Origin of the sequence: Bacillus sp. NSP9.1, from assembly GCF_000465465.2 — a bacterium.
In the GTDB taxonomy this organism is placed as follows: Bacteria; Bacillota; Bacilli; order Bacillales; family Bacillaceae; genus Bacillus; species Bacillus sonorensis_A.
This window is the reverse complement of the sequence record NZ_CP048273.1, coordinates 2137508-2161488: the sequence shown is the minus strand read 5'-3', so window position 1 is coordinate 2161488 and position 23981 is coordinate 2137508. Positions and strand designations below refer to the sequence as shown.

Here is a 23981-nt window from a genome sequence, read left to right as displayed (position 1 = left end):
TCCCCCTATATTGCATATTAAATCGTTGTTACACCTTGTTTTACTGTCCGGATGACAAGCTCGGCCGACTGCGGATCAAACTCGATCGTCCTTCCGCTGTTTCCGCCTGTATCCTCGCTTATAATCGGGATATTCAAGAGAGATAGATGTTTTTTAATCGCCAGTACATTTCTTGGCCCGACTTTCATCAGATCATTTGTCATCTTAAATTTAAACATTTCCGCTCCCCCGGCCATCTTCGCTTTCAGGGCAAACTTTCGGCAGCCTGCTTCCAGCAGCATGTTGACCGTTGCACTGACAGCGGTGTCCGCATATTTTGCCAGATTGATATCCGCTGTCTTTGAAAGGGAAGAATCGGGAAGCATGACGTGGACGAGCCCCGCCGTCTTTTGTTCGAGATCATAAATGACAAGCCCGACGCAGGAACCGAGGCCAGATGTCCGGATCCTGTCGGGGCTGTGGGCGATTTTCACATCGGCAATGCCCACTCTGATAATAGCAGTCTCTTTTTCTATCATTTTCATAGCGCTGCACCCAACGAATGAAAGAGCTTTTCAAACGAATCGTAGTCGGGCAAAAGGAACAAATGCGCTTTTACCTTCCGGTTGTTCTCTTCGTCAAATATGGAGTTGTCAATGACAATGACCTGGTCTCCGACTTGGCTGAGCTCGATCAGGCCTTCGCTGATGACGGCTCCGAACATGTCAAGCGTCAGCTCCGGGACGCTCGGATACATCTGCCGGTTTGTCAAATTTGCTAAAGCTGTCAAATACGAACCCGCCATAATATTCCCCAGTTCGTGCAGAGCGGAGGCGCCCATATCGTCCGGTGTCATTTGATCGATTTTAAATTCGGGGTTGGAAACAAGCTCCCTGACCAGTTGTTCAGCCTCTGAAAAAGGCATAATAACGAACATTGAGCCCGGAAAATCCCCTTCCATGCGCAAAAAGATGCTGGCTACGGGAAGGTCTGCACCGCCGAACAGATTCACAAGCTCATCAAACGACATCAGTTTGACGAACGGCACTTCCATCTCGATTTTTCTGTTCAGCAAATTCGCTAAAGCAGAGGCAGAGTGGCCCGCTCCAATATTTCCGACTTCACGCAAAATATCAAGATGCTCTTCTTTAATTCCGTTAAAAATGCTCATCTCCAGGCTCCTTATTTCTTCGCATTTTCGGAAGCTGCAGCAAGGCTTGACTTCCTGTTTAACACGGCTTCAGAGTCGATCAGGTTCAGAAGTCTGGAGCCTTGTTTGACAATCCCTTTAATCCATTGTCTGCCATCTTTTCTGGAAGTTTCCGGAGCTGATTCGATTTCCCCTTCTTCAACGGTGATAACGTCATTGGCTTCATCTACCACCCAGCCGACTTCAATGTCCTGATGGGTGATGATGATAATTCTCGTTTCATCCGTGATCGTGTCTCCAGGCGCCCCGATCCGCTTCCTTAAATCAATGACAGGTGTGACGACACCTCTTAAATTGATGACACCGCAAATATAAGATTCAACTCCTGGCACCCTTGTAGGCTGCTGCCACTTTTCAATCGACATGACTTCTGAAACAGATATGGCATATTCTTTATGATTCACTTTGAATACGATCATTTTTTCACCGGTGGTTGTCTGTGTGGTCAAGAGGATCGCTCTCCTTTCGCTTTCTATTTAATAAGGGCGTTGCAATCGATGATCAGGGCAACTTGTCCGTCTCCCAAAATCGTCGCACCAGAAATGGCAAAGACATTTGTTAAATAATCACCCAGTGATTTTAATACGACTTCCTGCTGGCCGATAAAGGAGTCGACAACAAAGGCCGTCAGCTTGTCTCCTTTCTTCACGACGATGACATGAAGCTGATCAAGATCATCTGAAGAATCCTCGACTTTAAACTGCTCTTTCAGGTAAACCACCGGCACGATATGGCCCCTGAAATCAATGACTTCGCGGTCATGCGTTTGAAGGATGTCCTTCTTGTCGATGACAGCCGTTTCTATAATAGAAGAAATCGGGATCGCGAACGTTTCTTTTTCAAGCTTGACTAACAGCACGGATATGATGGATAGTGTCAGCGGCAGCTGAATCGAAAAGAGCGATCCTTCGCCTTCGCTAGATTTGATGCTGACAGATCCGCCAAGTGATTCAAGCTTGCTCTTGACAACGTCCAATCCGACGCCGCGTCCGGAAATATCGGAGATTTGATCGGCCGTTGAAAATCCCGGCGCAAAAATCAGCGCATCGATCTCGTGGTCTTCGATGGTTTCCGCTTCACGTTCAGTAATGACATTGCGCTCAAGCGCTTTTTCCAGCACTTTTTTACGGTTGATGCCCGCACCGTCATCCTCTACTTCGATGAAGACATGGTTTCCGCTATGGTAGGCTTTCAGGCGGACTTGGCCTGTTTCAGGCTTTCCGTTTTTGACCCTTACTTCAGGCGCTTCAATCCCGTGGTCAAGGCTGTTTCTCAACAGATGGACGAGCGGGTCGCCGATTTCATCGATAACTGTACGGTCAAGTTCTGTTTCCGCTCCGAAAATGGTAAGTTCAATCTTTTTGTTTAATTCCTTCGTCAGCTGGCGGACCATGCGCGGGAATCGGTTGAACACCGTTTCGACCGGCACCATTCTCATATTGAGAATGATCGACTGCAAATCTCCGGAAATTCTTGTCATCCGTTCGACGGTTTCCGTTAATTCGCCGTGTTCCAGCTCTTTGGCGATTTGCTCTAAGCGCCCCCTGTCAATGACAAGTTCTTCGAACAGGTTCATTAAAGAATCGAGGCGGTCAATGTTAACGCGGATCGTTTTCGTTCCGCCGCCTGCGGCCGGTTTTGCCGCTTCTTTTTTGTCTTGCGCCTGTTTTGCTTTTTTCGGCTTTTCTACCTTCTCTTTGGGAGCGTCTGCTTTATCAGGAGCGGGATTCTGTTGTTCTGCTGCCGAAAAGTCGTTTTTCAGCTCCGTTACTTCTATTTTCTCGATTTCGGAAACGCTGTTTATTTTGCTGAAAATCTCGTCTGCTTTTTGTTTGCTTAAAAAGCAGATGTTGAATTCTGAATCGAAATCTTCGGCTTCAAGGACTTCCGTCTCCGGAATCGTTTTGACGACCTCGCCGATTTCATTTAGCTGCTCGAACACCATATACACGCGCACACCTTTTAAGAGGCAGTCCTCTTTAAGGGAAACGGCAATTTCATAGCATGTAAAGCCCTGCTCTTCCGCTTCGGCTATGACTGTTCGCTGAAATTCGTCATAAGTCCATTTCGCGCCGGAGGATTCGGCAGCGGCTGTTTCAACCGCTGCTGCTGTTTCTTTGTTAGCCCCGGTTACATCGAGCTTGGCGCAGACTTCGGAGACATCCCTTTTGCCGTCGCCGCCGTCAATGATCGAAAGGACGATCGCTTCCAGATCATCGAGCGCTTCAAACATGACATCCATCCAGTCTGAGGTAATGGTCATCTCCTCGTTGCGGATGGCGTCCAGCACATTTTCAAGGCTGTGTGTTAAATGAGCCATATCTTCATAGCCCATTGTCGCGCTCATTCCTTTTAAGGTGTGAGCCGCTCGGAAAATATCGTTGACAAGCTGCAGATCTGATGGGTTTTTTTCGAGTTCGAGCAATTTTTCATTACAGGTTTGCAAATGTTCTTTACTTTCTTCAATAAAGACGTCTAAATATTGGTTCATCTCCATATGAGTCACGCCCTCTCTTTTTTCATATAAGTCATAATAGCTGCAGCAATTTCATCAACATGTTTGATCTCATCCGCAAGTCCGGTGTTGATGACTGCCTTTGGCATCCCGAATACGACGGACGATTCGGCAGATTCGGCGATCACCTTTCCTCCTCCGTGCGTCAAAAGGCCTTTGACGCCTTCCGTCCCGTCGCTTCCCATTCCAGTCATGATGACGGCGATTTTTTCAAAGTCTCTGAGCGATGCCAGCGAGTTGAACAGATAGTCGACAGATGGTTTATGGCGACTGGCTGTATCGCGGTTATCGAGGGAAATCACCAATTCGCCCATATCAAGACGCACGGACATGTTTTTCCCTCCGGGGGCAATATAGACCCAGCCGTTTTTCGCTCTCTCACCGTCTTCAGCCTCCTTCACGGTTACTTCAGAGAGGTGGTTCAGCCTGTTTGCCAATGAGGCCGTAAACCCCGCGGGCATATGCTGAACAACAAAAACAGGCGCCTTCATGGTTTTGGGAAGCCTAGGAAGCACTCTTTGCAGCGCTTTCGGTCCCCCTGTTGATGTACCGATGCAAACAAGCTGCTTTGCAGCGGGCGAACGTGTCGGATTATTGATATTCATCGAACCTGACGCGGGCTCTGCCTTCATTGGCAGCGGTGCAGGGCGGGCTTTCACCTTCGCCCGTCCGGCCGTCACCACCTTTTCAATCATGGTGTCCCTTACTTTGTACAGGTCGATGGAAATGGATCCTGAAGGCTTCGCGACAAAATCAACCGCCCCGAGCTCAAGACATTCAATCGTGATTTCCGCCCCCTGCTGCGTCAGGCTCGATACCATGACGACGGGTAGAGGGTCGTCTGCCATGATCCTTTTCAATGTTTCTTTTCCGTTCATCACAGGCATTTCCATGTCTAGCGTAACCACATCCGGACGGAGCTCCTTTATTTTTTGGAGCGCTTCCTCTCCGTTTCTTGCCGTTCCTGCCACAGCAATCTGATGATTGGTTGTTAAAAACTTGGTGATCATTTTTCTCATAAAAGCAGAGTCATCAACGACAAGAACACGAATCATGTTGCATTGCCCCTCCTCAAAAATGAAGATAATTTATCGATAAACGACCGAGTTTCACCGGGATCCTGGTTGTCGTCCTCAAGCAGCGAATCTGCCAAAAGGTAAACCGCCCTGCTCGGTTTTGAGCGCGGATTCTTCATCAGAAACGGAACCTGCTCCACAACGGCTTTTGAGACGATCGAATCCTCAGGAATCGGTCCTGCGTATGCCAGGTTTTCCTGCAAAAACGCGTTTACTGTTTTGGAAAGGCGCAGAAAAGCGGATATTCCGTCCTTTTGGCTTGTGCAGCGGTTGACAACGACCTTCATCTGCAGCTTCTGCCGGGTCAGCGCCAGATGCTTGATTGCACTGTAGGCATCCATAATGGATGTCGGCTCAGGCGTGGTGACAACCAGGATTTCGTCGGCTGCAAGGACGAAGGGCAGCTGGTCTTTTGACAATCCCGCTCCCATGTCAAACAGCACATGGTCAAAATCCCCCATAACAGCTGACAGTTCCTGAAGAAAAAACGACCATTTCTCACGGCTTAATTCGAACAGCGTGTTCAGCCCCGTCCCGCCCGCAATATATCGAACCCCCTTCGGACCTGTAGAGACAGCGCGGTCAAAAGGCATTTTTTGATTCAATACATCCATCATGGTGTAAAGAGACTGCCGGCCGATCAGGATGTCGATGTTCCCCATTCCGACATCAAGATCGATCAAAAGGACGTTTTTTCCTTTTTCTGAAAGTGCCAGCGCCGTATTCAGCGATAGATTGGACTTTCCCACGCCTCCCTTGCCGCTGATCACAGCCAGTGTTTTCGCTTTTTTTCGATACACGGCGGGCGGCTCGAAAAGGCGCTCTTCCATTCGTTTTCGTAAGCTTTCTGCCTGATCCATGTTCAACACCCCGTAAGCAGTCTGACAAAAGATGCGTTTGACAAGCAGCGGATATCTTCCGGAACGTTTTGGCCGTTTGTCATATAGCCGAGACCGATTCTCGATTCAGCCAGCAGATTCATGACGCTCCCCAATGAATCGGTTTCATCCACTTTCGTGAAAATCAAATGGTCGATTGGGACGCTGGAAAACTGTCTGATCAGTTCTTTCATATCCTCATATTTGCTTGTTGCAGACAGGACGAGAAACGCCTGAATCTTCCGTTCAAACGGAATGGTCTCCTGCAGCTCCCTGACGTATTGTCCATCTTTGAAATTGCGGCCCGCTGTATCGATGAACACATGATCGAAATCGGCAAATTTTTGCTGTGCTGCTTGAAATTCCTCTTTCGTATAGCACACTTCAAGCGGAGCATTCAGAAGCTCGGCATACGTTTTCAACTGGTCGACGGCCGCAATCCTGTATGTATCTGTCGTAATAAAGGCGATTCTTTTTTGTTCTTCCAGTACAGATGTAGCGGCAAGCTTGGCCAATGTCGTCGTTTTGCCGACCCCGGTCGGGCCGAACAGGACGACATACTGTGAACGAATGATCATATCTTTCTCAGGATTTTCAGGCAGAAGCTCGGCTAAAGCGTCTGTCAAGCGGTGAAGCACCTGTTCTTCCGTCCACTGTTCACCGTTTTTTAAAGGGGTGCTGATTAAATCACCCAACGCTTTCGTGCGGATGGCGGTTGATACACCTTGCTTTGCGAGAAGCCGGTCCGCTTTTTTCAGCGGCTCTGGCAACACATCAACTGGTTCGTCATGCCGATGCACTTCAAGCAGTTGTTTTAGCTCTTTGACCTGGTCTGCCAAATCAGACTTTACGGGTGTAAAGCTTTGTTCTGGGAAAGCAGCTTTCGGTTTCTCGAGCGGTTTTGGCGAATCGGAAAAGTCTTGGTCAACAACAGCGATCACTTCAACGCCCGGCTTTTTGACCAGACCGAGAAACTTTCTCGTTTGGATCTTTTTGGAGTTGAGGATCACGGCGTCATTTCCGAGCTCTTGTCTTATTTGCTTTGTGGCTTCCTGCATGGAACCAGCTACAAACTTTTTGATTTTCATTGAATATCCACCACCCCGATACTTTGAACTTCAACATTGGCCTCCAGTTCGTTATATGAAAGAACCGGCAGATCAGGGAAATATCGCTCCAAGAGCTGTTTGACATACATTCTGACTGGCGGCGAGCATAGCAGAATCGGCATTTCCTGTCTTAATGAAAGCTGTTCGATTTCCCTTGCGACAGATTGAATGATATTTTCGGATACTGCCGGTTCAAGAGACAGATAGTTGCCGTGTTCGGTCTGCTGGATACCTTCGGCGACGGCCTTTTCAACCCGTCCCGAGCAGGTCACCACTTTCAGTGTCTCGTTTTCCTTTGCATATTGGGCTGTGATCTGCTTGGCAAGAGACTGCCTTGCATACTCTGTCAGCATGTCTGAATCTGTCGTCAGCTTTCCATAGTCCGCCAAGGTTTCAAAAATCGTCACCAGATTGCGGATGGACACTTTTTCTTTGAGCAGTTTAGCCAGTACTTTTTGAATATCACCGACAGACAGCGGGTTCGGCGTCACTTCTTCGACCAAAACAGGATACGACTCTTTCAAATGGTCGATCAGCTGCTTTGTTTCCTGTCTGCCAATCAGTTCATGGGCGTGCTTTTTCACTTGTTCGGTAATATGTGTCGACACGACTGAAGCCGGATCAACGACCGTGTACCCGAGCATTTCAGCCTGATCTTTTTGAGATTCGGAAATCCACTTAGCCGGAAGCCCAAAGGATGGCTCAACCGTATCAATCCCTTCGATTTGATCATCCTCACCAGTCGGCGACATCGCCAAAAAGTGATCGAGGAGAAGCTCGCCTTTGGCTGCTTCGTTTCCTTTGATTTTCAGCCTGTACTCATTCGGCTGCAGGGCGATGTTATCCCTGATCCTGACGACCGGAATCACGAGACCGAGCTCGATGGCGAGCTGCCGCCTGATCATCACGATTCGGTCCAAAAGATCCCCGCCTTGATTCGTATCTGCGAGAGGGATCAGTCCGTAGCCGAATTCAAATTCGATCGGATCGATATCAAGCAGATGAACGACGCTTTCCGGACTTTTCAATTCATCCACTTCCGCTTCTTCCTCTAAGATATCTTCCTCTTTTTCCTTTTCATCTCCGGCTTTAGAAAGCATGTAGGCGCCAAACGCGAGGAGGAGTGCCAAAGGCCCGGTCAGCAGAATGCCGATCGGTGTGAACAGACCCAATAAGAAAATCGTTCCGGCTGTGACATACAAGAGCTTCGGATAAGCAAACAGCTGGCCTGTAATATCGTGGCCAAGATTCCCTTCTGATGCAGCCCTTGTGACGACGATACCCGTCGCTGTTGAGATCAGAAGCGCGGGGAGCTGTGATACGATTCCATCCCCAACGGACAAGAGCGTAAAATGTGATGCAGCATCCTGTATGCTCATCTGTTTCTGCAGCATGCCGATGATGATCCCGAAAAGGACGTTGATGAGAACGATGATGATCCCGGCGATCGCATCCCCTTTGACGAATTTGCTGGCACCGTCCATCGCTCCGTAGAAATCCGCTTCCCGGGCCACTTTTTCCCGGCGGACTTTCGCTTCCTGTTCGGTCACCATACCGGCGTTCAGATCGGCATCGATGCTCATCTGTTTTCCCGGCATGGCATCGAGCGTAAATCTCGCAGCAACTTCGGAAACCCGCTCGGCCCCTTTTGTAATGACGATGAATTGGATGATGATCAAGATGATGAAAACGACGAGACCGACTAAAACATTGCCGCCGACGACGAAAGACCCGAATGTTTCGACGACTTTCCCGGCATCACCGTTCGACAAAATCGAACGGGTTGTCGATACGTTCAGCCCTAAACGAAACAGGGTAAGCAGCAGCAATAAAGATGGAAAAATCGAAAATTGCAGCGGTTCTTGCATGTTCATTGTGGTGAGAAGCACGATTAACGCAAGAGAAATATTAACGATAATTAAAATGCTTAACATCCATGTTGGAAAGGGAATGATAAGCATTGCCACGATGAGGACAACGCCGGATAAAATAGATAAATCTCTTGCAGACATGCTGTTTCTCTCCTTTTAAAACTAAAAAATTCACTAGATTTTTTGCTTTGTTTTATATACATAGGCCAGGATTTCAGCAACGGCCTTAAAAAATTCCTCGGGAACGGCCTGATCAATTTCCACCTGATCATAGAGGGCTCTCGCCAGCGGTCTGTTCTCGACCATCATGACGTCATGCTCTTTGGCAATCTGCTTGATTTTCTGCGCCATGAGGTCGACGCCTTTTGCGATGATAAACGGCGCATCCATTTTGCCTTCGTCATATTTAAGGGCGATGGCGTAGTGGGTCGGGTTCGTAATGATGACGTCGGCCTTCGGAACCTCCTGCATCATGCGGCGCATCGCCATTTCTTTTTGTTTTTGCTTAATCTTGGATTTAATCAGCGGATCGCCTTCCGTTTTTTTATACTCATCTTTAATATCCTGTTTGGACATTCGAATGTTTTTCTCATAATCAAACTTCTGATAGAGATAATCGAGCAGTGCGAGAAAAATCAGCGCCACCGCTGCCGAAACGCCCATTAAAAAGGTGAGCCAGCCGACATATGACAATGTCTCCCCCGGTGACAAAAGCGGGATTCTGAGAATCTTGTCAAAGTTCAGCCACAAAACGGCGAATGTCACACTGCCGACGACGGCGATTTTCAAAATGGATTTTAATAGTTCTACGATCGCCCTGATGCTGTAGATCCGCTTAAACCCTTTGAGCGGATCGAGCTTTTTCAAATCGGGCTTCACCGCTTCCGGTGCAAATAAAAACCCGACTTGCAAATAGTTGCTTAAAACGCCTGAGATGAGAGCCGTCAGCATGACCGGAGCCATGAGAAGGCCTGCTTCCAGCGCCAGCTCCGTAAATAGCCCCGGTATATTGCCGGCCGTAATCTTCATGGTGAGCATGTCTCTAAAAAACCTCTCAATCAGGCCGAGCAAGCGGTCTCTCATCAGCGGACCGATAAATAAGAAGGACATAAAGACGATCAGGAGTGTGACCGCTGTATTGACATCCGCGCTTTTGGCAACCTGTCCTTTTTTTCTCGTCTCGCGCCGTTTTTTCGGCGTCGCTTTTTCTGTTTTTTCCCCTGCAAAAAATTGCAAATCCAACGTCAGCTTCATCATGCCACCCCAAGCAAACTTAATAGATCTCTCATCGTCCGAATGGCAAACTCAAATACGTGCTGAATCATGCTGAACATGACGGACATAAAGATGATGAGCATGATAAAGGTGACCGCGATTTTCAAAGGAAGACCGACGACAAATACGTTCAGCTGCGGCACCGTTCTTGCGACAATTCCGAGTGCCAGATCGACTAAAAACAAACAGGCGACAACAGGTGCAGCCAATTGAAAAGCCGTAATGAACATCGTGTTGAAGCTTTTCGCGATAAACTCCGGGAATGCTTCATCCCCAAATCCCAACGCCAGACGGTCGACCGGGATGTATTGATAACTGTAGTAAATCCCGTCAAGCAGCAGATGGTGCGCATTCAGGCTCAGCATGAAAAGCAGGGCCAGCGTATACAAAAACTGGCCGACCAGAGGGCTTTGCGCTCCTGTCTGCGGATCGATGACATTTGCCACGGCGAATCCCATTTGAAAATCAATGAATGATCCGGCGATTTGAACGGCGGAAATCATCATGTAGGCAATCAGGCCGAGCAGAAGTCCGACAAGCGCCTCCTTCATGATCAAAAGCATAAAAAATGCGTCAATATCTAGCTGGGGAGGCTTTTCAATCGTACTGAAACTGACAATCGCCAGAAAAAATGCAAAACCTATTTTATGAACGGCCGGAATTGTCCGATAAGAAAATAGAGGCACCGTGACATAAAAGGCAGACACTCTGACAAACACAAGTAAAAAGGCTGGAAATGATTCAATAATTGACATCATCTGAAAACTACCCTGCAAAACGATTTAAATTGGAGAACAGCTCGGTCGCAAAAGACAAAATCGTCGACAGCATCCACGGTCCAAAAATGACGAGCCCCACCAAGACGGCGACAATTTTCGGTATAAATGCAAGAGTCTGTTCCTGTATTTGAGTCGTTGCCTGAAAAATACTGACGATCAGCCCTACCGCCAGAGCGAGCACAAGCAGCGGCCCGCTGATGAGCAATGTCACGTATACCGCTTTTTCAGCTATCGATATAACAAATTCTGAATTCATGTTTAGCACCTACTCTAAAAGCTTTGCAGCAATGATTTAACGATTAAATACCAGCCGTCCACAAGGACAAAAAGCAATATCTTAAACGGCAGCGAAATCATGACTGGCGGAAGCATCATCATCCCCATTGACATCAAAACACTGGCCACGACCATATCGATTACCAGAAACGGAATAAAAATCATAAATCCCATTTGAAACGCGGTCTTCAATTCTGAGATGACAAACGCGGGAACCAACGTTGAAAGCGGAATATCTTCAACCTTTTCAGGCGTTTTCTTATTGGCATAATTCATAAACAAAGCCAAATCCTTCTGCCTCGTATGCTTGCTCATAAATTGTTTAATCGGAGCTTCAGCTTTCGTGTACGCTTCATCCAACGTAATTTTGTTGTCCATTAAAGGGGTCAGCGCTTCTTTGTTTATTTCTGAAAACGTCGGCCCCATAATGAAAAACGTTAAAAATAACGCAAGTCCGATCAGCACCTGGTTTGGCGGCATCGACTGCGTCGCCAGCGATGTCCGCACAAAGGAAAGCACGATGACAATCCTTGTAAAACACGTCATCAGAATCAAGATGCCCGGAGCGATCGAAAATACTGTTAAAAGCAGCAAGAGCTTGACGCTTGTGCTGACATTTGCCGCATCGCTTGAATTAAATAGATCAATAAACTCATTCATGTTGATTTTGGCCTTTCTTTCTGCCTTTTGCATGATTTTGTTTCAATTCCGCAAGCTGCGCTTTTAATGATTCAGAAAAAGAAGCTTTGACACCTTTTTTTTGCACGCCCGGAACTTTGACTTGCTCCACCCATTTCTGCCATTCAATCTTACTGTTCATCGCAGCCTCGTGCTGTTTGAGGATGTCTTCGCATTCCTTTTCATCATCGATCTCTTTTAAAAGCTGAATATTTTCCCCGACGCCGACGACAAGCACCCTGTTTCCTACTTTTACGAGCTGTACGGATTTGTTTTGCCCGAGTGAAGTGCCGCCGATGTTTTCGACATGCTGAAAAGGTTTTAACAGGCGGTTTCGTTTGTTCACAAACCTAACCAGAGCGTAAATCAGAAAAATCACGAACAGCAGGGCGCCGATCATTTTGACAAAATCAAATATGGAAACGGAAGGAGACGGGGGATTGCTCTCCGCCTCTTCCTTCTTGGAATCGCTGCTTTTTTGCTCTGTTTTGTCTTTTTCCTTGAGTTCGCCTGCATCTTTCTTAAACAGCTGATCAACCGTCTGATCGCCGGACTCCTCGGCAAAAGCGAAAGGATGAGGCATTGCGAAACAAAGCAGAAGGCAAATGCCGGCTGTGATAATAAAAGATTTCTTCAACAAGTTGTACACCCTTTAGCTCAGCGTTTTATTGATCGCTTCCATCACGCGGTCAGCCTGGAACGGTTTGACGATAAAGTCTTTCGCCCCCGCCTGGATGGCGTCGATAACCATTGATTGCTGACCCATTGCAGAACACATGATGATTTTTGCCTGAGGATCGATTTCCTTGATTTCTTTCAGAGCGGTGATTCCGTCTTTTTCCGGCATGGTGATATCCATTGTCACCAAATCCGGCGTATGCTCTTTATATTTTTCTACGGCCTGCGCTCCGTCTTGAGCTTCGGCGACCACTTCAAACCCGTTTTTCACCAAAATATCTTTAATCATCATTCTCATAAATGCTGCATCATCAACTACTAAAATCTTGTAAGCCATCTTAATCTCTCCTTCATTCAATCTGTTGTTATCTTAATTTATTGATTCGTTCCGCCTGACTTAAAATGTCTGTCACCCTGACACCGAAGTTCTCATCGATGACAACGACTTCCCCTTTGGCGACAACACGCTGGTTGACGAGGATGTCAACCGGTTCTCCGGCCAGCTTGTCAAGCTCAATGATGCTGCCGGTTGACAGCTCCAGCACCTCTTTGACGCTGCGGCTTGTTCTGCCAAGCTCGACCGTCACGGATAAAGGAATGTCCATGAGCATGTCAAGGTTGTTGAGGTGCGGCTGTGCTTCAGGCTGGGAATCAAATGAAGCAAACTCAGCCGGTGTGACCTGAACAGGTTCGGATACTTTCGCCGTACCCTGCCGTTTAGGAGCGGGTTCTTTTTTCGGAGCCGGCGAAGGCTGAGGCGCGGCTGAATCCTGTACAGGCGGTGCCTGCTCCGGCACTACCTGTTCCTCTACAGGCTGCTCACCGCTTTCCTGATTCGTCAATTCGTCAATCAGATCTTTTGCAAAGGTGAGCGGATAAAGCTGCATAATGTGCGAGTCAATCAGATCTCCGACTTTCAATCTGAAGGATACTTTGACAAGCGGATCCTCTTTAGGAATATGGTCTGTTCCTTCCCCTTCCTTTACATCAAGAAGATCAACCTCAGGCGGCGAAATATCAATCTTCTTGCTGAACACGGTTGACATCGAAGTCGCCGCTGAGCCCATCATTTGGTTCATCGCTTCCTGGACGGCGCTTAAATGAATCTCGCCAAGAGACGGATCAGCATTCGCCCCATCTCCGCCCATCATCAAGTCGGCGATGACGGCTGCGTCTTCCTGTTTGATGACGAGAAGATTGTTGCCTGAAAAGCCTTCCGTATAGCTCACACCGATCGATACATAGGGGTGCGGAAACTCATCGTTCAAATGGCTTTTTTCGATCACCGATACGGTCGGTGTCGTGATTTCGACTTTTTGGTTCAACAAAGTGGACAAAGCTGTTGCAGAGCTCCCAAAGGAAATATTTCCGATTTCCCCGATCGTATCTTGTTCCATCAGGGACAATCCTGATTCCGGCTGCTCCCCATTATTGTCATCGCCGCCTTTAAGCAGCGCATCAATTTCATCCTGTGATAACTTATTGTTATTCTCCATATTCTTCACCTCTTATGTCGTGATCTAGAATTTGAATCGCAGTTTTTCGATTCATTCGGCCGGCTTGTCCTAGAAATTTCGGTTTATCTCCGACCAAAACAGTAAGAGGTTCTGCTACTGATTTGTCCAAAGTGATACAATCTCCAATTTCTAAACTCAAAAACTCTTCAATGGTTAGTTCCGATGATCCGAGTTCTGCGACAATTGGGATCCGGGCCGTCATGATCCGCTTTTCAATCGACTTTGTTTCCTCCGGCTTTGGTTCAATTCTGTCTGATTGCATCCAATAATGGACGGAAAGCTTCGGAATGATCGGTTCAAGAACGACATGCGGGATACACAGGTTGATGACCCCGCTAATATCTCCAATTTGTGTATTCAGCGAAATGACAACGACCGTCTCATTAGGCGAGACCATTTGCACAAACTGCGGATTCACTTCAAAATCGGACATTTCCGGCTCAATTTCCGCAATCGACTCCCACGCATCTTTATAATTCGTGAGGCAGCTTTCAAACAAATTGGACATGATCTTCGTCTCGATTTCCGTCATGTTGTCGATTTTGTTATGACTCGTTCCGATCCCGCCCATCACCCGGTCCATCATCGCATAGGCGATGGTCGGGTTGATCTCCATCATGATCCTTCCTTCAAGAGGATGAACCTCAAAAAGATTGAGGATCGTCATGTTTGGAATCGATCTGATGAACTCCTCGTAAGGGACCTGATCAACCGAGCTGACGGAAATCTGGATATAGGTTCTCAGCTGCGCCGAAAAGTAGGTCGTTAAAAGCCTTGCAAAGTTATCATGAATCCTCGTCAGACTGCGGATCTGATCCTTCGAAAAGCGGAGGGCCCGTTTAAAATCATATACTTTGACTTTTTTGGCGGCCTCTTCTTTCTTCAGCTCATCGGCATCCATTTCTCCGGTCGATATCGCTGACAGCAATGCATCGATTTCATTTTGGGAGAGCACTTCTCCTGCCATCTGATTTTCACCTCCATGGTTCTGTCAAATCTCTTTCCTACTGCAGATTAAAGGAGGTAATGTATACTTCTTTCACTTTGCCCTCTTTCATATATTCCGAGTTCATTTTTTGTTTGAGCTTTTCTTTAAAATGCTCTTTTCCTTTTGTTCCTTCAAGGTCATCCGCATTTGTATTCGCCAAAAGGGAGATCACCGTATCTTTGATTTGGAAATCCCGTTTTTCAAGCTCTTCCTTTGCCTTTTTGGAATCGGCTTCAAGCTTGATGGACAGGCGGACAACATTGTCAGATTTTAAGTTCGTGGTGATTTCATCGATTTCCACTGAAGATTCCACCACTTCATCGATCGATGGTTCCTGCTTTTCATCCTTTCCGCTTGCGTTTCCTTTGATGACAAAGAAAGCAACGGCTCCCAGCACAGTGATGGTCAAAATAATAATCAGCATGATTCCTAGAAGTTTTTTATTCATTCAGATTCCTCAATTCTTTGGTCACAAGAAAGTATTTGGATTTTTTGATAGAAAGAGACAATGTTTTCTACAACGGTATCTTCGTCTTCTTTGACAACAAATTTTTTTCCGTTTGACAAGGTGATGGTCGTATCCGGAAAACATTCAATTTGTTCAATAAAAATCGCATTCAGAATAAAGGGCTGTCCGTTTAATCGCGTCACTTTGATCATGGTTTATTGAAAGGCGCCGTCAGAGAGGCGCCCTCTCCCTCCTTATCGCTTCAGATTCACAAGTTCCTGAAGAATTTCATCAGAGGTTGTAATGATTTTCGCATTGGATTGAAAACCGCGCTGTGAAATAATCATTTCGGAAAATTCTTCTGAAAGGTCAACGTTTGACATTTCAAGCGCACTTGTTTGCAGTTCGCCTGATGTGCCTTCCCCCGGCGCAACGATTTGCGGAGCTCCGGAGCTCAAGCTTTCGCGGTATAAGTTGTCGCCCGCTTTAGTCAACCCTGACGCATTGCTGAACGTCGCCAAAGAAATCTGTCCGGCTGTCACGTTGTTGTTATTCTGATCGACATAAGTCACCGTTCCGTCGGTTCCGATGCTGAATGATTTAGCCTCGTCAGGCGGGATATTGATTTTCTGATCGTCTGCTGTCAATACGAACAATCCATCTGCAGTCGTCAAATCGCCTTGATCAGTCAATGTGAAGTTGCCGTATCTTGTATAGTACGTCTCATCCCCTGTTCCGACGCGGAAGTAGCCGTCCTTGGTAATCGCCAAGTCAAGTTTGCGGCCTGTTGTTGCAGGTGCGGCATTTGTATGAATGACATCAATCGATCCGATCGTGGAACCGAGCCCGATTTGCTGGCCGTTCACAGAGCCTCTGTTCGCAGTCGAAGCAGTCGCTCCTGAAAGCTCCTGACTGACAATATCTTTAAATGTAACCCTGCTTTTCTTATACCCATAAGTATTGATGTTAGAGATGTTGTTGGCGATGACATCAAGCTTTGTTTGAAAGTTTTTCATCCCGCTGATTCCTGAGTATAGTGAACGTAACATGATTATTCCTCCCTGTATACTTTGTTTTTATTTGTCAGAACTTCCTACCGCTGTCACATTCCATGGGCTGACTTCGGTTCCGTCGTCAAGCACGAGCACGTATTGCCCGTCAGAACTTTTGACAGATTGAACAAGCGCTGTTTTTTCCTCGTGGCTGTCACCTTCAAATGTGACTTCTTTGCCAATCCAGCCGACATACATGGACATCGGATCTTGAAGCCCGACGAACGTTGACATCGTTGAGTTTAAATTTGTCAGCTGCTCAAGGCTTGAAAAAGTCGCCATCTGCGAGATAAATTCGCGGTCATCCATCGGATTTGTCGGGTCTTGATTTTGCAATTGCGTGACCAAAAGCTGTAAAAAAGCATCCTTGTCCAAACTGGTTCCGATTGATGATTCCGTCGTTTTTTTGGAACTGGACGACGTCGAATTTGCAATTGTACTGCTGACCTGAGTTCTAGCATCAACCGCTGTTTCAGACATTAGATCTCCTCCTCGTTATCCTGGCTCGGGGTTTCGATTAACTCATCCAAAAACTCTCTGAAATCTTCGTTATCTTGGCTTTTCTGCTGATCTTGCTTCTGCTGCTGCTGACCTTTTTGATCATCAGCCGGCTGTCCGAAGGTCTGATCCGCGCTTTGGTGTGCCACGGCAAAGCGGTCGATGTGCACCGACATGTTTGGCAGCGCCTGTTTGAGATGCGAGAGATTGTGTTCCAAAAGCTCTTTCGCTGAATCGGTTGAGGCGATGATTTTGCTGGAAAACATCCCGTGCTGTTTGACCAGTTTAATCGTGATAAAACCAAGATTTTCAGGATTCAGACGGATCGTAAAACTGCCGGTCGATCTCCCGAACGGGGTAAACTTCATTTGTTTCCACGAGCTTAAAATTTGCTCTGAAACACTTTTCGGCTGAGATTGAGATGCTTCATCAGCAGTCTGTGTCATTTGCAGCCCCTGAAGCAAGGTCTGGCTTGTCCGGTGCTGGCTGCTGAGTAGTCCGTTTGAATGGACCGGCTGATCGCGGATAACCGCTTTTTCATCCGCTTGGACGTCTTTCGCTTTAACCATGAACGACAACCGCTGATCCGCTTGCGGAGCGTCGGTTTTTTTGCCCATCAGCATCGCTTTCAGCTCACTTTCGGCCAGCTTCCAATCTTTTTGCCCCGTTTCAGAGTTTGCGGACATCATCTGCTCCATAATGCTTTTCAGACCTTTCAGTTCAGCGCTTGACATGGACAGGACCTTTGACTGAGCCGGATCTGTTGTGAAAAACTGGCGTTTGAGCTTGCCGACGAGCTCTTCCGAACCCGGTTTTGACTGCAGGATGGCAAGAAACTCCGGCGCCTTTTCAACGATGTCGGCCACAAGTGCTGCTTTTTGCGACGGCTGGTTGTCCTGGATGATCTGAGTAAGCAGATGCTGAACTTGGTGCAGCACATGGCTGTCAGGCAACTTAAGCTCTATTGTTTCAGGTTTTTCCTCGCCGGGTAATGCCGCTTCGGCCTCGTCTGTTTCACCGGTGTTCTCAAGCAGTGTCTTTATTTTATGTAAAAGCTGTTCGACAGCTGCCAGCTCCTCTTCGGAAGCGGTCACGCCGCCGTGCGGAGGAAGGGAACTGAGCGATTCTTCGTCCAGAGCGCCATCTGTCTTTTGTGAAAGCCAGTTTTCAAGCTCCTGTAACAGCTGTTCCAATTGACTACCTGAAGACGTTTCTCCTCCATTTTCACTTGCGGAAAGGCTCCCGTTTTCTTTCTGCAACACATTTTGAAAGATGGTTCCTGCCAATGGCTGCCTTGCTGATTGTGCAGATGCGGCATCCGCCTTCGGCGCGGCATTAAAAGAGAGCATATCAAGAAGCTTCAATCTATTCCCCCCCTTCATTTTTTTCTTCATTTTCCGCAAGCTTCTCGGTGAAGAGAGCCGCTTTATCAGGAGCCATTTTTGAGAGAATTTCCGTCACTTGCTTTTTGTTTAATGCGTCTAAAATCTTTATGGCTTCCTGCTCTTTTAATTCGGTTAATATCTTTGCAGCTTTATTGCTCGGCATGCTCTGATAGATTTTGACGACCTTGCTGTCCTTTTGGTCATCAGCGCTGTTTTTATCATCTTCGGCTGCGTCTTTCTCCGTTTTTTCCAGCGAGCTGATCTTTTGTTTGAGCCGTTTGATCTCTTCATCGCTCGTTTTCAAGTCGCTTGTCAATGTTTGAATTTCGCTTTTTTGTTCATCAATCGTCTTTTGGAGCTTTTCCTCTTTATTTTCCTTCTGCTTTGCCGCGCTGTCTTTCTCCTTATTCCCATCGTCGCTTTTAACAAGCTCTTTTACGACCGGAATTTTGGAGGCCACATCCTGGACGTTCACTCCCAAGAGCCACATCCCGACGAACCCTACAACGACTAAAAAGATGAGCGGAATGACGACGACAAACAAAAACGTCTGAAATTTACCGGCTTTTTTTTCTTCGGCCATCGCTTTTTACCCCTGGTTTCCTTGACTCATGAATTGGGCAATGGAGATGTCGTCCATTTCTTTCAATTCATTTGCTTTGTTTTGTATTGCATACATTTCAAACTGTTTTTCTTTCATTTTTTCAAATTTTTTAAGTTCAATGTTTTTTTCCGTCAAATCGTTTTGCTTCTCATACATTTCGTTTCGCTTCATCATCACAAGCTTTTGATAATGGTAAATGGTCGTTTCTAGATTTGTGACAAACTGCTGATAATGTCTCATTTCCTGAACGCTCATCCCTGTCTGCAGCTTGATTTCTTTGTTTTTCTCAAGCGTTTCCTTTTGGTTCATGCTTTCATAGAGCTTTTCCGCTACCTTTTCAAATTCGGAGACAGAATGTTGATATTCAGCGAATGATTGGTCTTTTTCATTTTCTTTAAGCTCCAACAGCTTTTGAAATTTAAATGAATAAGCCATTCCTAATCCTCACTTCCTAAAAGACTCTTTAATAAGGAGATGCTGTCTTCCTGGGATGCCGCTTCATCGACTTCCTGCTTCAGAAAGCTGATCAGCTTTGGATAAAACTGTATGGCTTCATCAATATCGCGGGAAGATCCTTTTTTATAGGCGCCTATGTTGATGAGATCCTCCGAATTTTGATAGGTTGACAGCAGCTCCCTGAATCGGTTCGCCGCTCTGATGTGATCCTTTTCAGCGATGTTGGCCATGACCCTGCTGATGCTTTTTAAAATATTCACTGCAGGAAACTGGCCTTTATTCGCCAGATTCCGGTCAAGGACGATATGGCCGTCCAAAATCCCTCTGACGGTGTCGGCGATCGGTTCGTTCATGTCGTCACCATCGACAAGAACTGTATAAAAAGCCGTGATCGATCCCTTTTCGGTCGTCCCTGTTCTCTCTAAGAGCTTAGGTAAAATAGCGAACACCGAAGGCGTATAACCTTTCGTCGTCGGCGGTTCGCCCGTGGCTAAGCCGATCTCTCTCTGAGCCATGGCGACCCTTGTCACCGAATCCATCATAAACATGACGTTTTGCCCTTTGTCGCGGAAATACTCGGCGATTGCCGTTGCGGTATATGCCGCTTTCAGCCTCATGAGTGCGGGCTGGTCAGAAGTCGCCACAACGACGATCGAACGCTTCAATCCTTCTTCTCCAAGGTCTTTTTCAATAAACTCCCTGACTTCCCGGCCCCGCTCTCCTACAAGGGCGATCACATTCAGGTCCGCAGCCGTCTGCCTTGCAATCATTCCCATCAGGGTGCTTTTTCCGACGCCGCTTCCTGCGAAGATGCCGACGCGCTGTCCCTTGCCGACGGTCAAAAGACTGTCAATCGATCTGACGCCAACCGCCATTTTTTCTCTGATCGGCGGCCGTTTCATCGGATTTGGCGGAGCCTGGTCTGTTGAAACAGGTGCCAGACCTTTCGGCAAGGCGCTTCCGTCGAGCGGGGTGCCGAATGCATCGACAACCTGGCCGATCAGCCCGGAGCCGACCTTGACCTTTAATGATTCGCCGGTCGCTTCGACAATGCTGCCGGGAGCGATGTTTGATGCTTCAAGATATGGCATGAGAAGTATGTTTTGATCCTTGAACCCGACAACTTCAGCTTTTATGGCTTTCGGTCCGTCTCCTTTTGTATAGATCTTGCAGACGTCGCCGATCGAGCATTCCGGCCCCTTTGATTCGATCATTAAGCCGACGGCCTGTTTGACTTTTCCGTAGCGTTTGTATGAATCGGCCGTTTCGATTGCTTCAAGCAAAGGCATGAGCTTCACCGGCTTTCACCCGCCGTTTCAAGCAGCGTGTTCAGTTTCTGTTTCAGCTGCTCCAATTGCGTATCGATGCTTGCATCGACTCTTCCGAAGGCCGTTTCTACGTAGCAGGTCCCTTTTGCCGCTTTATCATCGGCATAAATCGCGAGATGGGAACCGTATTGAAGAAGCGCATCGAGTTCGTTTTTATGGCTTTGAACTTCTGTGTAATAGTCCGGGTCGACATAAATCGAAATGTCATCAAACTCTTTCATTTCGGTCAGCACCTGTTTGACAAGGTCGGTGAAAGCTTCCTTGTCATCGGGCTTTTGATTCCATACTTTTTTGGCCAGAGAAACGGCAAGCGTGACGATTTCTTCTGCAGATTGCTCAATTTTTTCTTCGTAGTCCCGCCTTGCTGCCCTGACGATGGCATTGGCTTCTTCCAAATAGGATTCATAAGCTTTTTGCGCCTCTTGTTTTCCCATTTCGAGCCCCGCCTCAAAGCCTTCTTTTTTCGCTTGTTCAATCAAGGCTTCCCGCTCTGCCTCCCAGCCGGCTCTTTCCTCTTCAATCTGCCTGCGGATTTGTTCATGTTCGGCGTTCGCCTTTTCATATATTTTGCTTGCTTCCTGCCGGGCATGATGAAGAAGGAGTTCCGGATCGGGTTCGGCGGCGGCAAGGTCAGCCTCGTTTACAGGGCGTTTGACTTCCTTTAACGTAATCGTCCGCCTTTTCTGTTCCGGGACCGATGATAATCGTTGTTTAATAATTTTAGACAATGATATCATCTCCTCCGCCCCTGGCGATGACGATCTCACCCGCTTCTTCAAGTCTGCGGATGACGCTTACGATTCTGGACTGTGCTTCTTCAACATCACGGAGACGAACAGGTCCCATGAATTCCATTTCCTCCTTAAATGTCTCAGCCATACGCTGTGACATGTTGCTGAAGACAATGTCTTTGACCTCTTCGCTGGCCACTTTCAGGGACAGGAGCAGATCGTCGTTTTCAACATCGCGGATAACCCTCTGAATCGCACGGTTATCAAGCGTAACAATATCTTCAAAGACAAACATCCGTTTCTTGATTTCATCCGCCAGTTCCGGATCCTGAATCTCGAGGGCGTCGAGAATCGTTTTCTCCGTTCCCCTGTCAACACCGTTCAACACTTCAACCACGGCTTCTATGCCGCCGGTCTGTGTGTAATCTTGAGTGAAGGTGGATGAGAGCTTCTGTTCTAAAATTTGTTCGACTTCATTGATGATTTCCGGCGAAGTCCGGTCCATCACAGCAATCCGCCTCGCCACCTCCGCCTGCACATCCTGGTTCAGTTCTGATAAAATCTGTCCGGATTGTACAGGGTCCAGGTAGGATAGGATCAGCGCGATCGTTTGCGGATGCTCATGCTGGATAAAATTCAGAATTTGCTCGGGATCGGCTTTTCTGGCAAAATCAAACGGCCTGACTTGAAGCGACGATGTCAGCCGGTTGATGATGCTGGCCGCTTTGTCTTCGCCAAGCGCTTTATCGAGCACCTGCTTAGCGTAGTGAATACCGCCTTGGGAAATATATTCCTGAGCAATAGCCGTTTCATGAAATTCTTGGATGATTTCATCTTTTTTCTCAGGAGATACAGATCTGACATTTGAGATTTCAAGCGTCAGTCTTTCAATCTCTTCATCTGTTAAATGCTTGTATACCGAAGCTGACACATCAAGTCCTAAGGATATCATGAGAATGGCCGCTTTTTGTTTGCCTGTTAGCCTGTCTTGTTTCATTTTTGCCATTTCAATACTCCTCCTAATCCTCAGTCAGCCAACTGCGCAGTAATTTGGCGAATTCTTCAGGCTTGTCTTTCGCCATTTTTTCAAGCTGTTTACGTCTGACGCTTTCTTCCGTCTCTTTCTCATTGTTTACATCTGCCACTCTGATCGGTTCCTGAGGCGTTTCATACCATTCTTCCTCATACTCTTCATCAGCATTTTTGCGCCGTCTGATGAGCCAGATGATAAGGCCGATCGCCGCAACCAGACCGGCTCCGCCTGCAATATAAGCCCAAAGCGGTATGCCGCCTGTCGCCTCTTCCGTGTCCATTGTCTGTTTGCCGTCAAACGATGAAACAGAAACGACGATTTTGCTTTGCAGATCTTCGTCTGTGAGCTGTTCATTCTCCGACTTGTCAAGCGATGTCCGGACGATCGTAGACAGAATGTTTTTAATATCGTCCTGTCTCTCTTGTGTCAAAGAAGCCGGGTTTTTCGCATTTGGCGGTTCGACTAACACTTGAATCCCTAAATCCCTGACTTTATACGGGCTTTCTGCGATTTCTTTATGAATCCGGTTGACTTCATAATTGAGACGGTCTTCGCTTTTTTCATAATCTCCGTTATTATTGCCGTCTTCCGTTTCGGCGTAATTTGTGACGTCTTCGTCACCGGTGCCGTTGACTCCGCCTGCCTGTGCCCCGTTTCCGGAGTACGTTTCGCTGATTTTTTCCGAGCTTACGACGATGCCTTCCATATTTTCTTTGTCGACGGGTTCAACCAGGTCTTCTGTTCGTTTTTCCTGCGTAAAGTCGATGTCCGTCGTGACGGATACCGCGACTTTATCCTGCCCCATCATCGTGCCCAACAGGCTTTGAACCTGTCTTTGAAGATCTTTTTCGATCTGCGCTTTGACCTCGCGCTGTGAAGCGTAGGAATTTCCGGACGAATTGCCGATGCCCTCGCTGTTTTGATCATAGTAGTTCGAATTTTGATCCATAATCACGATATTTTTCTGATCAAGATTTGGCACACTTTTCGATACGAGGTGATACAGGCCGTTGATTTCACTTTGGTCAAGCGTATGGCCCGGTTTGACTTGAAGGACGATTGAAGCAGAAGCTTCCGGCTTTTCTTCTCCGACAAAAACGGAATCCTTCGGAAGGTTGATCATGACTTTTGCATCTTTAATGCCGTCGATGCCTTTGATGAGATTTGTCAGCTCGGTTTGGGTCGCTTTCACTTTCAAAACATCAAACTCGTTGTCTGTCATCCCAAAGCCGGCATTTTCACCAAAGAACGAATAATCGATGCTTCCGCTTTTCGGAAGGCCTTCTGCGGCCAGATCCACTTTCAGCGAATCGACATTTTCTTCCGGAACTTTGATGATGGAACCGTCGGATGCGACTTCTGAAGGTATTCCTTTTTCATCAAGGACCTGTTTAATTTGACCCGCTTCTTCGGCTGACAGATCCTTATAGAGCGGAACCATCTTATTTGTTGAGGCCAAAATACCTATGACGATAGAAAGAATGACTGCTGCAGCAAAAACGCTGATCATCAGTATTTTCTGCCACTTCGATCGATTTTTCCAAAAATCAGTTATTTTCGTTTTGATTTGCAATAAAGTACGATTCATCTTACTCCCCCGGTAGTTACACTAATTCT

27 protein-coding genes are annotated in these 23981 nt (G+C 47.1%); all 27 read right to left on the bottom strand.

The annotated features are described in order from the left end of the window. Nucleotides 1-17: 17 nt before the first annotated feature. The 27 genes from M654_RS11195 to fliF are packed head-to-tail and all read right to left on the bottom strand — an operon-like array spanning nt 18 to nt 23952. A complete protein-coding gene (locus M654_RS11195) occupies nt 18-524 on the bottom strand; it encodes a chemotaxis protein CheD (RefSeq protein ID WP_077736837.1) in 507 nt (168 codons plus the stop codon). Then, nucleotides 521-1150 (bottom strand): chemotaxis protein CheC, encoded by a 630-nt coding sequence (locus tag M654_RS11190; protein ID WP_026586987.1) that lies wholly within the window; start codon nt 1148-1150, stop codon nt 521-523. The genes M654_RS11195 and M654_RS11190 overlap by 4 nt, the downstream gene beginning before the upstream one ends. A gap of 11 nt (nt 1151-1161) precedes the next feature. Beyond that, nucleotides 1162-1638: a chemotaxis protein CheW gene (locus M654_RS11185; protein ID WP_026586986.1), complete on the bottom strand. Its 477-nt coding sequence runs from the start codon at nt 1636-1638 to the stop codon at nt 1162-1164. A gap of 23 nt (nt 1639-1661) precedes the next feature. Further along, nucleotides 1662-3686, bottom strand: a complete 2025-nt coding sequence (locus M654_RS11180) for a chemotaxis protein CheA (RefSeq protein ID WP_026586985.1) — start codon at nt 3684-3686, stop codon at nt 1662-1664. A gap of 5 nt (nt 3687-3691) precedes the next feature. Then, complete coding sequence (locus M654_RS11175) at nt 3692-4759, bottom strand: protein-glutamate methylesterase/protein-glutamine glutaminase (RefSeq protein ID WP_026586984.1); 1068 nt, start codon at nt 4757-4759, stop codon at nt 3692-3694. Beyond that, nucleotides 4756-5640, bottom strand: coding sequence for a MinD/ParA family protein (locus tag M654_RS11170; protein ID WP_026586983.1), 885 nt, complete (start codon nt 5638-5640; stop codon nt 4756-4758). Before M654_RS11170 ends, M654_RS11175 begins: the two co-directional genes overlap by 4 nt. A gap of 2 nt (nt 5641-5642) precedes the next feature. Continuing rightward, nucleotides 5643-6746, bottom strand: coding sequence for a flagellar biosynthesis GTPase FlhF (gene flhF, locus M654_RS11165; RefSeq protein WP_026586982.1), 1104 nt, complete (start codon nt 6744-6746; stop codon nt 5643-5645). After that, nucleotides 6743-8779 (bottom strand): flagellar biosynthesis protein FlhA, encoded by a 2037-nt coding sequence (gene flhA / locus M654_RS11160; protein WP_026586981.1) that lies wholly within the window; start codon nt 8777-8779, stop codon nt 6743-6745. The genes flhF and flhA overlap by 4 nt, the downstream gene beginning before the upstream one ends. A 33-nt stretch (nt 8780-8812) precedes the next feature. After that, nucleotides 8813-9892, bottom strand: a complete 1080-nt coding sequence (gene flhB, locus M654_RS11155) for a flagellar biosynthesis protein FlhB (RefSeq protein ID WP_026586980.1) — start codon at nt 9890-9892, stop codon at nt 8813-8815. Next, a complete protein-coding gene (gene fliR / locus M654_RS11150; RefSeq protein ID WP_026586979.1) occupies nt 9892-10671 on the bottom strand; it encodes a flagellar biosynthetic protein FliR in 780 nt (259 codons plus the stop codon). Before fliR ends, flhB begins: the two co-directional genes overlap by 1 nt. A 7-nt stretch (nt 10672-10678) precedes the next feature. Then, a complete protein-coding gene (fliQ, locus tag M654_RS11145) occupies nt 10679-10948 on the bottom strand; it encodes a flagellar biosynthesis protein FliQ (RefSeq protein WP_026586978.1) in 270 nt (89 codons plus the stop codon). 14 nt (nt 10949-10962) lie between these two features. Further along, the gene (gene fliP, locus M654_RS11140) at nt 10963-11628 is read right to left on the bottom strand and encodes a flagellar type III secretion system pore protein FliP (RefSeq protein ID WP_026586977.1); all 666 of its coding nucleotides are present in this window, start codon (nt 11626-11628) and stop codon (nt 10963-10965) included. Continuing rightward, a complete protein-coding gene (fliZ, locus tag M654_RS11135; RefSeq protein ID WP_026586976.1) occupies nt 11621-12283 on the bottom strand; it encodes a flagella biosynthesis regulatory protein FliZ in 663 nt (220 codons plus the stop codon). Before fliZ ends, fliP begins: the two co-directional genes overlap by 8 nt. A 15-nt stretch (nt 12284-12298) precedes the next feature. Continuing rightward, complete coding sequence (locus M654_RS11130) at nt 12299-12661, bottom strand: chemotaxis protein CheY (RefSeq protein ID WP_026586975.1); 363 nt, start codon at nt 12659-12661, stop codon at nt 12299-12301. A gap of 28 nt (nt 12662-12689) precedes the next feature. Next, on the bottom strand, nt 12690-13820 hold the full coding sequence (fliY, locus tag M654_RS11125) for a flagellar motor switch phosphatase FliY (protein ID WP_026586974.1): 1131 nt from the start codon (nt 13818-13820) through the stop codon (nt 12690-12692). Then, a complete protein-coding gene (gene fliM / locus M654_RS11120) occupies nt 13810-14808 on the bottom strand; it encodes a flagellar motor switch protein FliM (RefSeq protein ID WP_026586973.1) in 999 nt (332 codons plus the stop codon). Before fliM ends, fliY begins: the two co-directional genes overlap by 11 nt. A gap of 37 nt (nt 14809-14845) precedes the next feature. Beyond that, nucleotides 14846-15277, bottom strand: coding sequence for a flagellar basal body-associated protein FliL (gene fliL / locus M654_RS11115; protein WP_026586972.1), 432 nt, complete (start codon nt 15275-15277; stop codon nt 14846-14848). Next, the gene (locus M654_RS11110; protein WP_026586971.1) at nt 15274-15489 is read right to left on the bottom strand and encodes a swarming motility protein SwrD; all 216 of its coding nucleotides are present in this window, start codon (nt 15487-15489) and stop codon (nt 15274-15276) included. The genes fliL and M654_RS11110 overlap by 4 nt, the downstream gene beginning before the upstream one ends. A gap of 42 nt (nt 15490-15531) precedes the next feature. Then, a complete protein-coding gene (gene flgG / locus M654_RS11105; protein ID WP_026586970.1) occupies nt 15532-16326 on the bottom strand; it encodes a flagellar basal body rod protein FlgG in 795 nt (264 codons plus the stop codon). 27 nt (nt 16327-16353) lie between these two features. Beyond that, nucleotides 16354-16809, bottom strand: a complete 456-nt coding sequence (gene flgD / locus M654_RS11100; protein ID WP_035428069.1) for a flagellar hook assembly protein FlgD — start codon at nt 16807-16809, stop codon at nt 16354-16356. Further along, on the bottom strand, nt 16809-18191 hold the full coding sequence (locus M654_RS11095; RefSeq protein WP_026586968.1) for a flagellar hook-length control protein FliK: 1383 nt from the start codon (nt 18189-18191) through the stop codon (nt 16809-16811). Before M654_RS11095 ends, flgD begins: the two co-directional genes overlap by 1 nt. A 1-nt stretch (nt 18192) precedes the next feature. Continuing rightward, nucleotides 18193-18795, bottom strand: a complete 603-nt coding sequence (locus M654_RS11090; RefSeq protein ID WP_026586967.1) for a MotE family protein — start codon at nt 18793-18795, stop codon at nt 18193-18195. A 6-nt stretch (nt 18796-18801) separates the two neighbouring features. After that, nucleotides 18802-19251: a flagellar export protein FliJ gene (gene fliJ / locus M654_RS11085; RefSeq protein ID WP_026586966.1), complete on the bottom strand. Its 450-nt coding sequence runs from the start codon at nt 19249-19251 to the stop codon at nt 18802-18804. 2 nt (nt 19252-19253) lie between these two features. Continuing rightward, nucleotides 19254-20561, bottom strand: a complete 1308-nt coding sequence (gene fliI, locus M654_RS11080; RefSeq protein WP_372709739.1) for a flagellar protein export ATPase FliI — start codon at nt 20559-20561, stop codon at nt 19254-19256. 5 nt (nt 20562-20566) lie between these two features. Next, nucleotides 20567-21337 (bottom strand): flagellar assembly protein FliH, encoded by a 771-nt coding sequence (gene fliH / locus M654_RS11075; protein WP_035428067.1) that lies wholly within the window; start codon nt 21335-21337, stop codon nt 20567-20569. After that, complete coding sequence (gene fliG, locus M654_RS11070; RefSeq protein WP_026586963.1) at nt 21321-22337, bottom strand: flagellar motor switch protein FliG; 1017 nt, start codon at nt 22335-22337, stop codon at nt 21321-21323. Before fliG ends, fliH begins: the two co-directional genes overlap by 17 nt. Before the next feature lie 13 nt (nt 22338-22350). Then, nucleotides 22351-23952 (bottom strand): flagellar basal-body MS-ring/collar protein FliF, encoded by a 1602-nt coding sequence (gene fliF, locus M654_RS11065; RefSeq protein ID WP_026586962.1) that lies wholly within the window; start codon nt 23950-23952, stop codon nt 22351-22353. Between the last annotated feature and the right edge of the window lie 29 nt (nt 23953-23981).

What these genes read in the sequence shown, in the direction of transcription:
- M654_RS11195 (WP_077736837.1), bottom strand. Translation starts at nt 524, where the DNA reads ATGAAAATGATAGAAAAAGAGACTGCTATTATCAGAGTGGGCATTGCC.
- M654_RS11190 (WP_026586987.1), bottom strand. Translation starts at nt 1,150, where the DNA reads ATGAGCATTTTTAACGGAATTAAAGAAGAGCATCTTGATATTTTGCGT.
- M654_RS11180 (WP_026586985.1), bottom strand. Translation starts at nt 3,686, where the DNA reads ATGGAGATGAACCAATATTTAGACGTCTTTATTGAAGAAAGTAAAGAA.
- M654_RS11175 (WP_026586984.1), bottom strand. Translation starts at nt 4,759, where the DNA reads ATGATTCGTGTTCTTGTCGTTGATGACTCTGCTTTTATGAGAAAAATG.
- M654_RS11170 (WP_026586983.1), bottom strand. Translation starts at nt 5,640, where the DNA reads ATGGATCAGGCAGAAAGCTTACGAAAACGAATGGAAGAGCGCCTTTTC.
- flhF (WP_026586982.1), bottom strand. Translation starts at nt 6,746, where the DNA reads ATGAAAATCAAAAAGTTTGTAGCTGGTTCCATGCAGGAAGCCACAAAG.
- flhA (WP_026586981.1), bottom strand. Translation starts at nt 8,779, where the DNA reads ATGTCTGCAAGAGATTTATCTATTTTATCCGGCGTTGTCCTCATCGTG.
- flhB (WP_026586980.1), bottom strand. Translation starts at nt 9,892, where the DNA reads ATGAAGCTGACGTTGGATTTGCAATTTTTTGCAGGGGAAAAAACAGAA.
- fliR (WP_026586979.1), bottom strand. Translation starts at nt 10,671, where the DNA reads ATGATGTCAATTATTGAATCATTTCCAGCCTTTTTACTTGTGTTTGTC.
- fliQ (WP_026586978.1), bottom strand. Translation starts at nt 10,948, where the DNA reads ATGAATTCAGAATTTGTTATATCGATAGCTGAAAAAGCGGTATACGTG.
- fliP (WP_026586977.1), bottom strand. Translation starts at nt 11,628, where the DNA reads ATGAATGAGTTTATTGATCTATTTAATTCAAGCGATGCGGCAAATGTC.
- M654_RS11130 (WP_026586975.1), bottom strand. Translation starts at nt 12,661, where the DNA reads ATGGCTTACAAGATTTTAGTAGTTGATGATGCAGCATTTATGAGAATG.
- fliY (WP_026586974.1), bottom strand. Translation starts at nt 13,820, where the DNA reads ATGGAGAATAACAATAAGTTATCACAGGATGAAATTGATGCGCTGCTT.
- fliM (WP_026586973.1), bottom strand. Translation starts at nt 14,808, where the DNA reads ATGGCAGGAGAAGTGCTCTCCCAAAATGAAATCGATGCATTGCTGTCA.
- fliL (WP_026586972.1), bottom strand. Translation starts at nt 15,277, where the DNA reads ATGAATAAAAAACTTCTAGGAATCATGCTGATTATTATTTTGACCATC.
- M654_RS11110 (WP_026586971.1), bottom strand. Translation starts at nt 15,489, where the DNA reads ATGATCAAAGTGACGCGATTAAACGGACAGCCCTTTATTCTGAATGCG.
- flgG (WP_026586970.1), bottom strand. Translation starts at nt 16,326, where the DNA reads ATGTTACGTTCACTATACTCAGGAATCAGCGGGATGAAAAACTTTCAA.
- flgD (WP_035428069.1), bottom strand. Translation starts at nt 16,809, where the DNA reads ATGTCTGAAACAGCGGTTGATGCTAGAACTCAGGTCAGCAGTACAATT.
- M654_RS11090 (WP_026586967.1), bottom strand. Translation starts at nt 18,795, where the DNA reads ATGGCCGAAGAAAAAAAAGCCGGTAAATTTCAGACGTTTTTGTTTGTC.
- fliJ (WP_026586966.1), bottom strand. Translation starts at nt 19,251, where the DNA reads ATGGCTTATTCATTTAAATTTCAAAAGCTGTTGGAGCTTAAAGAAAAT.
- fliI (WP_372709739.1), bottom strand. Translation starts at nt 20,561, where the DNA reads ATGCCTTTGCTTGAAGCAATCGAAACGGCCGATTCATACAAACGCTAC.
- fliH (WP_035428067.1), bottom strand. Translation starts at nt 21,337, where the DNA reads ATGATATCATTGTCTAAAATTATTAAACAACGATTATCATCGGTCCCG.
- fliG (WP_026586963.1), bottom strand. Translation starts at nt 22,337, where the DNA reads ATGGCAAAAATGAAACAAGACAGGCTAACAGGCAAACAAAAAGCGGCC.
- fliF (WP_026586962.1), bottom strand. Translation starts at nt 23,952, where the DNA reads ATGAATCGTACTTTATTGCAAATCAAAACGAAAATAACTGATTTTTGG.